Origin of the sequence: Streptomyces sp. NBC_00631, from assembly GCF_045206895.1 — a bacterium.
In the GTDB taxonomy this organism is placed as follows: Bacteria; Actinomycetota; Actinomycetes; order Streptomycetales; family Streptomycetaceae; genus Streptomyces.
This window is the reverse complement of the sequence record NZ_CP107734.1, coordinates 7,581,179-7,594,536: the sequence shown is the minus strand read 5'-3', so window position 1 is coordinate 7,594,536 and position 13,358 is coordinate 7,581,179. Positions and strand designations below refer to the sequence as shown.

Annotated in this window: 4 protein-coding genes; 1 reads left to right on the top strand and 3 read right to left on the bottom strand. The window is 68.4% G+C overall.

The genetic code is table 11. From position 1 onward, the window contains the following. Positions 1-50 precede the first annotated feature (50 nt). Together OHB00_RS35025 and OHB00_RS35020 are read right to left on the bottom strand one after the other, a co-directional pair. On the bottom strand, positions 51-506 hold the full coding sequence (locus tag OHB00_RS35025) for a hypothetical protein (RefSeq protein ID WP_406440815.1): 456 nt from the start codon (positions 504-506) through the stop codon (positions 51-53). A gap of 51 nt (positions 507-557) precedes the next feature. Next, positions 558-7,514, bottom strand: coding sequence for a ricin-type beta-trefoil lectin domain protein (locus tag OHB00_RS35020; protein ID WP_406446128.1), 6,957 nt, complete (start codon positions 7,512-7,514; stop codon positions 558-560). A gap of 369 nt (positions 7,515-7,883) precedes the next feature. On the opposite strand from OHB00_RS35020, the gene OHB00_RS35015 reads away from it, so the two are divergent. Further along, on the top strand, positions 7,884-11,375 hold the full coding sequence (locus OHB00_RS35015) for a DNRLRE domain-containing protein (RefSeq protein ID WP_406440813.1): 3,492 nt from the start codon (positions 7,884-7,886) through the stop codon (positions 11,373-11,375). Between the two features lie 261 nt (positions 11,376-11,636). Here OHB00_RS35015 and OHB00_RS35010 read toward each other — a convergent pair whose 3' ends face one another. Beyond that, positions 11,637-13,274, bottom strand: a complete 1,638-nt coding sequence (locus tag OHB00_RS35010; RefSeq protein WP_406440811.1) for a protein kinase domain-containing protein — start codon at positions 13,272-13,274, stop codon at positions 11,637-11,639. Positions 13,275-13,358 lie beyond the last annotated feature (84 nt).

Genomic DNA, 13,358 nt, shown 5'->3' with positions numbered 1-13,358 from the left:
CGCCCGCGACGGCCGCAGCCCTTACCCGCCGCGGCCAAGAGCGCCGGGTCTCAGCCCTGGACGAGTTTCGCAACGCCTTCACCTGCCTGAGCGGCCGCAGCGTAAAGATCACGGACCTTCTCCAGGTAACGGCCGAGGATTTCCAGATAGCCAGCCGGGATATCGCCGTGGCGAAACGTCCTCGCGATCTCGTCGGCGTGTTCGGCGACGGACCGTGCGGTGTCGACGGAGACCAGGAAACGAGCTGCGACCGCCACCTCGTCCGGCGGGAGGTAGAAGCAGGCGGTGCCAAGGTCATCGTCACCCAGGAGGTCGCCCATCGTGATGGGAAGTTCGCTGATCTCCTCAGGCCCCTGAGCCAGCAGGATCTGCTCCAAGACTTCCCACTCGCGGCCGAGAAAGCACTCGCTCTCCACACCGCTGCGTTCACCCGAGAATCCGGATACGACATACCGGAATCCCTTGTCCGCATCCGCAGCAGAAATCCTTCGAAGCGTCATATCCATCGCCAACTACTCCGATCCACAAGTCTCAGGGGTGCCCATTGTACCGTCGCCTCAGGGGATGACAGGGAGCGGCATCGGAAAGCCACCTCCGACCGGACTCTTGGGCATCCAGGGATTGTTGGACCAGTCATGGTTCGTGATGTTCTCATGCCACCAGTTCTGGGTTTTCTCCCACCATGATTCCGGTTGTTCCTGTTCCTGCTCCTGGACTTGTGGACCGGGCAATGTGATCCGTTTGATCTCTCTGGTCTTATAGGCGATCACGCCCTTGCTCCGAGTGGACGGGTATGACTCGACCCATTCATTCTTCTTGAAGTTGTTGATGCCGGCCTGGGGCGGTATGTCGAATCCGACCTTGGCCTTCAGGTGCCCCATGCCCATGTCGTTGAGCTGCTTCTGAAGGTATTTGACCTTGTCCGTCACTTCCTTTCCGCCCTTGCGTTCCGCTTCTCCACCGCCGTGCTTCACATCCCAGACGTAAACGCTGTCATCCGTCCAGTACAGAAGGTCGGCCCAGCCATCCTCCTTTCCGGGATGGTCGCTCGACCCACCCTTGATCCAGTTCTCGGAATCGCGGACCTTCGCGGTCTGCTGCAGGTCGACCGTCACGACGCCGCCGCCGTGCGGCTGGGCCATCACCAACCATGACTTGGCCATCAGAATCGTGGTGTCGTGAGCCAGGGTGTACTTCTCGCGGACCTTCTTGAAAGCCTCGGCCCGCGCCTTGCGCTTTCTCTCCTCGTCCTCTCGCTTCTTCCGTTCCTGCTGCCGCTCGAACTCCATCCGGTCCGGGTCGTACAGCCCGGTCGGGTCGCTCTGCGTCGTGGGGTTGTTGTGGCTGTAGGCGTAACCGTTGATCTGGAGCGGATCGGCCGCATCGATGACCGGGTCGGCGGACAGGAAGCGCCCGGCGGAGGGGTCGTACTCGCGCGCGCCCAGGTGGGTGAGGGCGGTACTGGTGTCGTCGATGCCGCTGCCGAGATACGAACGACTGTTTGGCCAGCTTGTCGGCTTGGTGCCGCGGACTTCTCCGTAGGGCTTGTAGAAGCGTCGCGCGTAAGGCTGTCCGCTGGTCTCGTCCACCGACATGGTGGCCGTGCCGAGGGGATCACTGAGCAGAACGCTGAGCTTGTGACCGGTTGTGCTGCCGTACTTGGTGGAGCGGACCACCGACGGCGCGCCTTTGTGCGTGTACGTACGGGTGGCCTGGACGGCGTTGCCCTTGATGTCCGCGGAGACCTCGGTCTCGCCGAGGTAGAGCACGCTGCCGGCGGCGGAGTGCTGGAGGATGCGGTTGCCCTCGGCGTCATAGACGTACGACGTGTGATCGGCAGGGGTCCACCGCTGACCAGCGGTGCCGTTGCAGGTGTACAGCTGCAGGTCGGTGCCGTCGGCGTCGTTGGCACCGGGTACGTCGACGCACTTGCCGGAGGCCGGGTTGTACAGGCTCTGGTCCGAGGCACGGACGGTGAACTTCTGGGCGGCGCTGCCGTCACACGTGGCAAGCAGGATCTTGGTGCCGTTGGCGGTGCCGTTGGCGCCGGCGCACTTGCCCATCACGCGCAGGGTGTCGCCGGTCGGCTTCCATTGCTGCGCGGCGCTGTTGTTGCAGCGGTAGAGCTGAATCGCACTGCCGTCGACGGTGGTGCCGCCGGCGTTGTCGAGGCACTTGCCGGACAGGCCGACGACCGCGCCCGCACCGTCACCGAAGCCGGTGACGTCGGTGACCTTGTTCTCGCTGTTCCAGAGCAGGCTCTGGCTGCCGCCGGTCAAGGACCGGGTCTTGGTGTTGCCCGTGGCGTCGTTGACGTAGGTGAGGTCGGCGCCGGCGGCCGGGGCGGTCTTGGTGAGGGTGTGCGGTTGGGTCAGCTTCGGAGCGCTGGTGCCGTTGCCGGTCACCAGGGTGCCGTAGGAGTACTGACTGGTCTCGTCCAGCGCCGAGTTGGCCGGGTTGTGCTCGGTCAGCGAGGCGCGGTTGCCGATGGTGTCGAAAGTGAACGACTGCCAGTAGGCGGTGGTACCGGTTGTGACGGTGCCGGCGGCCGGGGCCGCGCCCGCCAGCGACGCGGAGATGTCGACGCTGTTCCCGGCGGAGTCGGTGGCGGCGGCCTCGGCGATCGGACCGGCGGAGGTCTGCCCGTCCTCGCGGTAACCCCAGACCGTGCCCGAGGCGGACTTGCAGCCCGTGCCGGCGGTGCCGACGGCATTGCCGGAGGTCCAGGCGTGGACCAGTTCACCCAGGTTGTCGTAGGTGAAGCACTGGTTGTCCCAGGCGGAGGTCGCTCCGTCGGTGAGCTTGCGCGCTGTGGAGGTGACGTTTCCGGCACGGTCGTACGAGTAGTAGCTGTCTGCCAGTCGGTGGGAGTTCGCCGTCTCCCGGTCCCACACCGTGCGCTGCAGGCGCCCGGTGTGTTCGTCGATGAAGTTGGTGGTCCACACCCGGTAGGGCTGGGGGCCGCTGACAGTCCGGAGGGGTTCACCGTACGGGGAGTAGGTGACGTCGCTGGTGTACCAGCTCAGGCCGGACGTCGACACGGGGAGATCGTCGGTGTCGTAGCGGGTGACGACCTTCTCCTGGCCCAGTCCGCCGACCGCGGGCAGCGTGACGCTCAGTGGCTTGCCGCCGGGTGTGTAGGTGTAGCTGTACTTGTAGGTGCCGGAAAGGCCTGCCGTGCTCGCGTTCGCCGGGATGACGATCTCGCGTCCCGTGGGCCGGTATTCGGTGTCGTAAGCGGTGACGCGGTTGATGTAGTCGCCGGTGGCGTCGTGGCGGATGGAGGCGGCCGGCTGGCCCAGGGCGCCGGCCGGGTCGTAGGTGAACTCCTTGACGGGGGCGGCGTCCGGAGCACCCTCGCGGGCGGCGGTGACGCGCCCGAGCTCGTCATAGGAGGTGTAGACGGTCTTCAGCAGGGAGTCGGTGACACTGACCGTGCGGTCCAGGTCGTCGTAGCCGAAGGTCGAGGAGCCGGTGTCCGGGTCGGTGGACTCGGTCAGGCGGCCGCGAGCATCGTAGGTGGACGTCCACAGGTTTCCGGCCGCGTCCTTGATCCTGGTGCGGTTGCCGCGGGCGTCGTAGGTGTACTCGGTGTTGCGCCAGTGGCTCTGCCCGACGTTGGTGAAGTGCTGAATGAGGTTGACCCGGCCGAGCGCGTCGGTCCACGACTTGACCGCCGGGGTGGCGCCGCCGGCCGGACGCCTGAGTGTCCAGTTGTCACCGTAGGTGGTGCCGTCCGAGTACACGGCCTTGCCGCTGTGGACCGTGGTCGTCTTGACCGGGCGTTCCAGACCGTCGTAGAAGGTCCTGGTGAGGCTGGGAACCGTGGAGTCGCTCGCCCGCTTGAACTGCGCGGCCACCGGGTCGCCCTTGGCGAGGTAGCTTCCGGTCTGCTCGCGGACCAGGCCATGGTCGTCGTAGCGGGTGTCGGTGATGATCCGGCCGGGACCGTGCGCCTCGCTCTGGGTCTGGATCGGACGCATCAGGCCGTCGTAGATGGTGACCTGCTTGGCGTACTCGCCGTTGTCCTTCAGGCTCTTGACGGTCACCGCCGTCGGTCTGGTCACCGTGGCCGTGGCGGTCGCCATCTGGTAGCTGATCACCACGTCGGGGGTCTGGTCGCCGGACGAACGGGCGGCGGTCCAGCCCTTCACCAGGCGGCCCAGGGCGTCGTACTCATTGCGGACGACCCGGCCGTTGGGGTCGGTGACGGTGAGGGTCAGGCCGCGCCCGGGATCGATGGTGCTGACCGAGGTGTGGCCCTTGGCGTTGATGGTCTTGATGGCGGTGACCGGTCCCCCCGCGTCACCGGGGATGTACTGGGTCTCGGTGGTCTTCTTGAGCGCGTCCGTCACCTTCCGGACCCGGCCGAGCGGGTCGTAGGTGGTGCCGGTGACCACCGAATAGGAGGTGCCGGCGCCGTCGATCGACGCGGAACTGGTGGCAAGACCCCTGGTCGGGGTCGCGCCCCACGCACCGTCGTCGTAGCTCACCCGGGTGGCCTCGATCAGCTGGGTCGCCGGATCGGCCTGGTCGTAGTCCGCACACGACGTGGCGGTCTTGCGGACCTGCTTGGGCAGGCCGATGAGGTGGGCCGACTCATTGGCGACGTAGTCGGTCTTCGCACAGGTGTAGTCGCTGAGCGTCTCACCGCCGCCGCTCTTCGGTTTGACGACCTCGGTCTGCACCTGGACCGGCAGGCCGTAGTCGGAGTCGACCTCGGTCTCCGTGCGCACCGCCTGCCAACTGGAATCGACCGTCTGGATGTCGTCGGTGCGCTTGATGCCCGTGCGCTGGGCGAGCAGCGGCGACAGGTCGCCGTCCCGGTCACGGGAGGCGGTCTGCTTCGACCAGGGGAAGTTCAGAGTGCGCTTGAGGACACGGCCGCCCGTGCCGTCGTAGGAGATCGCCTCGGCGATCATGCCCGCGTACTGGGGCGCGTCGTCGGCGACGAGAGTGACCTCGCCCTTGGAGTCCTTGACCGCGCCGCCCGCGCCCCGGAAGTAGCGCTTGACGGAGAACGACTGCGTCTGGGCTACACCGACGCCGGCGCTGTTCTTGGCGCCCTTGACCGTGGTGACCTGCTGGTAGCCGCGCCAGACGCTGTAGGTGCGCAGGGAAGGCTTGGAGAACTCGTCGTCGTCCTTGCCCCAGGCCGCGCCGGAGTAGGTGTACTTGCTGGTGAGGCGGTCCGATACGCCGGTGATCTTGTCGGTCTCGGTGACGGAGTGCACGACGTACTTGTCGAACCAGGCCAGAGCCGGCTTCTCCAGGTCGCCGTCCGGGGACCAGCGCACCGGATAGCAGGTGCCCTGGTTGCTCTCCGGCGCGACGGAGGGCTCGGTTCTGCACCCGCCCGTGTAGACGACCTCCAGATCGCCGCCGTGCTCCGTGGACACGGTGCCGATCCGCGGGCGGGTGAAGCCGGGACGGGCATCGCCCTTGTAACGGGGCACGAGGTTGGGCAGTTGCTGGTCCTTCAGGTAACTGCCGAGCGGATCGTCCTTGTCCACGACATAGGGGCCGAAGCTGACACCGGACGCCGTCAGCGTGGTGCCGGTGCTGTCACCGGGCGCGTAGCCGGTGCGGGTGATGGAGTTCAGCCAGAGCCCGGGGGAGGTGTTGTACCAGTCGCGAGGGAAGGACTGATGAAGGGTGTACGTGTCCACCTTGGCGAGCCCGGTGACGCCGGGGCGGGCGCCATAGGTGGTCACGGACGCCAGGCGCATCTGGGTCCAGAACGACGGAAAGGCCGGGCAGAGCTTGGAGCCGGACTTGCAATTGAGGTTGCCCGGGCTGTCCCACCAGGGGCGGTAGGAGGCGGGGTTCTTGGTGTCGTCGAACTTGTCGGCCACGCAGGAGCCGTCGGTCTCCAGGCAGCGCTGCTCGGCGGTGAAGACGACCTTCGCGGAGGGCTTGGTGAGGTCGGTGGCGCGCAGCCCGTACTCGATGCCGGTGGGGTAGCCGCCGCGTACGTACGACACGGGATTCTTGAACTTCTTGTTGGGCGCGTAGTAGTTGGCCTCCGGATGCCAGTTGACGACCATCGCGTTGCCGTGGACGTCGACGACCTTGTCCAGCCCCCACTGCCAGGCCTGGGTGCAGCGGGAGTCGGCGAAGGCGTCCTTGTGGCAGGGCTCGCCGGAGTGGTTGCCGTAGACCGGGACGGTGAAGACGGAGCCGGTGTCGGCATGACCGCCCCCGACCTTGTTCAGACCGTAGGAATACTGGGTGCCGTCATTGGTGGTGACGATCCAGTACTCGCCGTTCTCGTCACCGTTGTCCGCGCCGGTCCGGTGCTCGACCCTGGTGCCGTCGTCCTGCTCCGGCCGGTAGATCTCGGAGCTGCCCACGCGCACCAGTTCGGTGGTCTTGCCACCGAGCGTCATCACGGCGTTGTACGAGACCCAGCACAGGTCCGAGGTCTTGTACTTCTTCTCCTTGTTGTTGGCCGCTCCGGCGCCGATGTCCTCGCGATCGTCCTTGCAGGTGCGGTAACGGCGCTCGATGTGGCCCGGGTCGTAGTCCCAGCCCTCCCCGATCCAGGAGGCCTGCGGGGACGTGGTCGCCGTCTTGCCGTCCACCGTCTGCGAGTTGTAGTCGAACGAGATGTCGGGCTTGGGACCGGCCGGGGTGGGCGGCACCTGCAGGGGGTACGACCAGGTGAAGGCGCCCGACGAACCACCGGCGCTCCACTTGCCGTCAGCGGCCAGCGGTGTCGCCTTGAACGTGCCGGCCGGACCCGAACCCGAATCCACCGCACCGATCACCGCCTTGTCACCGGTGGCCGCCGCAGGACGGGCGTATGACGCCTGGAGGACCCCCGAAGACGTGGCGGCACTGGCCGTCGAGGCCGAGGGGACCGTGCCGTCGGCAGCGGTGTCGACGGTGGCGGTGACGGTCTTGGAGTCGGGGTCGTTGACCGTCTCCAGCTCCGTGTAGGCCTGGCACTCCTCCAGGTCGGGGGTGGTGAGGTAGCACTCGGGGAACTGCACGAACTGCAGGCGGGAGGCCCAGTCGGCGCCGTAGAGGTTCTCGTACGTCTTGTAGCTGAGCTGGACCGAGATCGGCACCGAGCCGGTGGAGGGCGCGGTCACGGTGACCACCGCGCCGTCTACGCCGTCGGACTCGGCCGCTGTGCGGGCGGACACGGCCACCTGCCAGGTGCCGGTCGGCGCGGGGGCGTCCGGGGCCTGGCCGAGCTTGACGGGAAGGGGGCCGGCGGGCGCGTAGTCCGCCGGGGTCACTGTGGTGCTACCCGGGGCGGCCGTCTGTGTGGAGCCGCCGAAGGAGACGGGGGCGGTGCCGGAGACGGCCGGGGTGGTGGTGCCGACCGGGGCCTCGTCCTGGTTCTCGGGAGTGTCGACCGCGATGCTGTCGAGCTTGGCATCGCGGGTCGAGCCGCTGACCATCGGCTCGACGGGCAACTGCTCCAACGTGACGTCCTCGCGAGGCACTTCGGCGCTGCCCGGGTCCGGGGGCGCGGCCATGGCCTCGGTCGGCAGCAGCGCCATCGCCAGCGCGAGGCCTACGGCCGGGAGCAGAGCGGAGCGGCGGCCGCGCCGACGGCGCGCGGACGTGAAGAAAGGCACAGCAGACCCCCCGGACGGCATGAGGCAGCCGCCTGGGCAGACAGGGCTGCGCACAGGTGATGCCACGTCAAGAACGGCCTGATTCTGTGTTGGTGATGTGAGGAAGACCAGAGTTCCCTGTGAGTTAGTGGTGATGATCACGCCGCGTAACGGTCAAGTAGCTTCAAAGCCGGACCCAATGACGCCCCAACGGACCGCAATGGATCGGCCATGGAAAACTGGCGCGTGACGGCAACCGCTCCTTCGGACATGATCTGGTCCCGTTGTCCGAGGGGGAGAGGGAACGCGCGCATGACGAGCACATGGCCGAGCAGATGGCGCCGTATGTCCGGTCGCCGGGTAACCGCGGCGGCCGTCCTGGCCGCCGTCGCGACCTCCGGTCTGACGTACGCCGCGCTGAACGGCAGCGGGGACGGGCACCGGCCGCACACCGGGACGCAGGCCCGTCGCAGCGCGCCGCTGAGCGAGGCCGACGCGGTGGCGAAGGCTGCCCGAACCGGAAAGCCGGTCGAGGTCAGCGGGCTGCGCACGGCCTACGAGACCACGTGGGCACGGCCGGACGGGCTGCTGCAGCGCCGGATCCACTCGACGCCGATCCGGGCCAAGGCCGACGGGACGTGGCGGGCGATCGACACGTCCCTCATACACACCGCCGACGGCTGGTCTCCCAGGGCCACGAATGTGCGGATGACCTTCTCGGCGGGTACGCGCGCAGGCACCCGGCCAGACGACGAGCGGGCCGATCGCGGCGCGGGCGTACGCAGGGTGCCGCTGCTCGCGCGGGCGGACGCCACGACTTCCACCGCGCTGGTGACACTCAGCACGGGTGACCACGACATCGTCCTGACCTGGCCCGGAGCCATACCGACACCCGTCATCGACGGCTCCCGCGCGCTCTACCCCGAGATCCTGCCGGGCGCGGACCTGGTACTGACGGCGGACGACGGCGGCTTCGCGCAGTTGCTGGTGGTCAAGACCCGTCAGGCTGCCGCCGATCCTCGCGTGGCGCAACTCTCGTACGGCCTGTCCTCTCCCGATCTGAGCTTCTCACTGGACCCGACAACCGGCATCGTCAGCGCCGACGATGCGGACGGCGAGGAGGTGGCGGTCTCCCCCACCCCACTGATGTGGGACAACTCCGGCACCCCGGCGCTCACCGACGGCCAGGCGGGCAGCAGCGCGTCGCCCACCGCATCCGAGAGCCTGTCCTCGGACGTCACCGGCGCACCTGACGACTCGGAGTCGCCGACGGACGCCTCGCCCGAGCCCAGTGACAGCGTCAACGACGGTGACGAGGCGGACACCGACAACGAAGTACTGTCCGAGGCGACCGACGAGGCCCCCGACCCCTCGGCCACCGAGAGCGAAGCGGCCCAGCCCTCCGTACCGGCCGAGGCATCCCCGGACCCCACCCACAGCGGCGCGGCGGCGACACTCGACCTGCCGTCGCTGGCGGGGCCGCAGCCCGACTCGCACGGCACGGTCGTCGAGGCGGACCTGAGCGGCTCGACCTGGACCCTGACGCCGGACCAGGGCTTCCTCACCGACCCGGACACCGTCTACCCGGTCTTCATCGACCCGTCGGTGAGTAAGCACACCAACGACTGGACGACGGCGTACAGCCGCTACCCGAAGGCGAACTTCTACAACGGGCGGAACTTCAACAAGGGGACGCATGAGGCGCGCGTCGGCTTCGAGTCCGACACCTGGGGCACCGGCCGCTCATTCTTCAGTATCGACTGGAACCCGGACCTGAAGGGCGCGTCCGTCATCAGCGCCAAGCTGCACGCCCTGGAGACCTACTCCTGGTCGTGCAGCGCCCGCACGATGAACGTGTATCTGACCGGGCCGATCAGCAACAAGACGAACTGGAACAACGCCCCGAAGATGACGGCCGGCAACAAGCTCGCGAGCAAGAGCTTCGCGCACGGCTACAAGTCCGGGACCTGCCCGGACGACTACGAGGCCTTCGACGTCAAGTCCGCCGCGCAGAAGGCCGTAGCGGGCGGCTGGGACACCCTGACCATCGGCATGCGCGCCGGCGACGAGAACTCCGCGTACAGCTGGAAGAAGTTCCAGGCCGACGGCGGCAACGACCCGTACGTCGAACTGGTCTACAACCGCCCGCCCGCTGCCCCCTCGCACCTGGACCTCGACCCCGACCTGTCCTGCGACACCAGCTCGCCGTACATCAATGTCGGCGCCTCCTCGATCACCTTCTGGGCGAACTCCAGCGACAAGGACTCCAACCTGGCCTCCGTGCGCTTCGAGCTGTGGCCGACGGGCGGCAGCGGAAACCTGCTGGGCGCGAAGGGCAAGGTGTCGGTGGGCAGCCAGACCGACTCCGCCCGGGTGCACACCGACGCGTTCTCCACCAGCGGGCTCAAGAACGGCGTCAAGTACTCGTGGCGGGCGAAGTCCGTCGACAAACGGGGCACCGCCTCCGGCTACACGCCCAAGAAGACCCCGTGCCGCTTCGTCTTCGACAGCTCCAGGCCCACCCCGCCCGTGGTCACCTCGACGCAGTTCCCCGACGCGGACGCCTCGGACGACGGCTTCAAGAACGGCGTCGAGGACTCCAAGTGGAGCACCGTCAAGTTCGGCACGGCCGGCTCCTTCACCTTCAAGGCCTCGCAGACCGATGTCGTGAAGTACGAGTACGGCTTCAACGCGCCTGCCTATACCGGTTCCTCGACCAGGACGAACGGCGCGGCCACCTCCACACTGACCACCTGGTCCAGCGCCAAGCCTCCGCTCGCGGGACCCAATGTGCTGTACGTACGAGCCGTTGACGACGCGGGCAACGTGTCCGACCCGCGGAAGTACTTCTTCTACGTCACCCCGCGCGATGACGCCGACGCCCCCGGCGACTTCACCGGCGACAACCTCCCCGACCTGATGGTCGTGGACGCGAACGGCAACCTGCGGATGTACCCGGAGCGCGCCACGACCGACCTGTCCAAGGGCACCGGCACGCTCGGGTACTCCATGTCCGGCGCCTACCGCGAGAACCCCGCCAAGGACCCCAACGGCGAGGACGACGACGTGCCCCTGTACGTGGCACCGCCCTCGGGCTACTGGAAGAACACCCTGATCGCACACCTCGGCGACGTCTACGGCGGCGACGGTCTGCAGGACCTGATCGCGGTGCGCGAGGGCAAGCTGTGGGTGTATCCGGGCGACGGCTACGGGGCGGTCGACATCGGCAGGCGCCACGAGATCCTGCTGCCGGCCGGTGCACCGGATCCCTCCACGATCACTCAGATCGTCTCGGCCGGCGATGCCACGGGCGACGGCAAGCCCGACTTCTTCCTCACGGTCGGCGACGCGTTGTGGGCGCTGATCGGGTACAACGGCGCCACCGTGGACGAGGCCCGGCGACTGTCCGCGTCGTCCTGGACCGAGCGTGACCTCGTCACCGCCCAGGACATCTCCGGCGACGGCGTCACCGACTTCGTCTACCGCTCGGACGCCAGCGGACGGCTGCTGCTGCGCAAGGGCATCAAGGACACCGCGACCGGCGGGGTCGACACCGGCTCACTCGCTTCGGCGGCGGCCTCCTCCGGGGGCGTGGACACCGAGTACGGCGCCTCCGGCTGGGGCAGCTCCAGCATCAGGCTGCTCTTCGGCACTCCGGACGCCAACGGGGACGGCATCCCCGACATCTGGACCCTGAGGGTGGACGGCACGGTGCGCTTCTACGCCGGCAGCCGCACAGCCCTGAGCGGCTCGGGTACGGAGATCATCAGCAGCGGCTGGCAGAACAAGCTGACCATAGGTTGAGTAGGCTCGGGGACTGGCACGGTAGCTGTCGTTCCGTTTCCAGTCCCCACTGCTCCAAGTAAAAGCGGGTAATGACGTTGCGGGCCGGCGCAGAGAGCACGTGCTGGACGTGGGCCTCAGCTCGTTCCGCCAGACGGTTGCCTCGACGCCAGCCCGGATCGCGTAGCGGCACAGCCGGTCTGCGGCGGCTTGGTCAAAACCTGGGCGACCATCATCGAGTGCTGAGGGGACGGGGGGGCCGGCCAAGGTGTGCCGTCGGCCTCACTGCTTGACGGGGGTGTGGCCGTTCATGCCGAAGCGGGCGGAGCACTGCTCGTCGGATCGGTCGCTCGCGTTCCAGACGCAGATCCACATCGTGTGGCCGACGTCCGAGACGAAACTTGTTCTCGCGGCGCCCCAGGAGGCACGGAACGTGTACGCGACGCCGTCGCTGCGGTAGAGCTCGGCGTCGCAGGTCTGGTTCAGGGATGTGTTGAGCACCCCCGCGAGCTCGCCGGAGCCGTTGTCGTCCAGCCAGGCGGAGCAGGCGGCGTCATTGCCGAGCCAGGCGGTGTCCGCCTCGGAACCCTTGACCTGTGCCGGGTCTTCGCTGCCGTTGACACCGCTGATCGACGACGAGGTGAGGCGTTCGGCAGCCGCCGAGGACGTGGTGGTCGCGGCGGTCGCGACGGTCCCGGAGGGCGAACGCGCGCTGGACGTGCCCGGTGGGACGCCGGTGTCCGTGCGCACCGGGACGGCCGGGGTCGGGTGCGCGGAGCCTGCGGTGGGCGAGGCCGAACGGCTTGGGCTCGCGGAGGACGTCCGCGTCGCCCCGGCCACGGGTTCGACGGTGCCCGCCGCGCTGCCGGACGACTGCGCGGCGCCCTTCCGCGGGGCGTCGGACGGGGCGAGTACGAACGCCGCGACGGCGCCGAGGACGACCACCGCGGCGGCCGAGAGCAGGAACAGGCGTTTGCCTGGGCGGCGAGGTGACACAGCGGAGGGCGGCACGGCCCCGGGTGAGGGATCCACCTCCGCGTTCGGCGGCGGGACGGTCTCCAGCTTGCCGACCGGCGTCACGGCGAAGGCACGTCGTGAGGCGATGCGTGACATGACCTCGGAAGGCCAGGAGGGGGGAGGAACGGGCAGGTGCGCGCGGGCCGCCTTCGCCACCTCGCCGGCGGTGGGGCGGCCGTCGGGGGCGGTCGCGAGACAGGACTCGATGACGGCGGCGAGGTCGGCGTCCACGGCGCGCAGCGGCTCGACGTCAGGGACGACGCCGGGCGTGCGCCCCGAGGCCGCGAAGAGCAGGAGTGCCCCGAGCGAGTAGACGTCCGCGGGCGCCTCCACGTCCTCGTCCCCGGCCTGCTGTTCCGGTGCGGAGAATCCCTGTGTTCCGTAGCCGCCACCGCTCTTGGTCAGCCGTGCCTGGTCTGCGGCGCGCGCGATGCCGAAGTCGATCAGTTTCACGCCGTCACGCACCAGCATGACGTTGGCGGGCTTGACGTCGCGGTGCGCGATCTCCAACGCGTGCACGGCCGACAGGTGAGCGGCTGCCTCGGCCAGCAGCAGCCACAGTGCCTCGGCGGGAAGCGGGCCGCGCAGCCGGACCGCCTCGTCCACGGTGAGTCCGGGTACGTATTCGGTGGCGAACCAGGGACGCTCCGCGGTGCTGTCGCTCGCCAGCACCCGCGGCCCGACCCCGGCCGGCACACGGTAGAGGATGCCGACCTCGCGTTCGAAGCGCTCGCCGGCGACCAACCGTGGCCGGACTCGCTTGACGGCGGCGTAGCCCTTGTCGGACGCCCCGAGGTAGACCTCGCCCATGCCGCCGACGCCGAGCAGGCCGATGATGTTGAAGCTGCCGATCTCCTGCGGATCGTCCGGGCCGAGCGGTTCGGCGATCGTGCTATCCATCATCAGCAGTTCCCCGGCCGCTCGCGCTCACGGCGGGCAACCTATCGGACAAGTCTGGCACCTGCAACGCGAGTTGGCAGCGAAGGG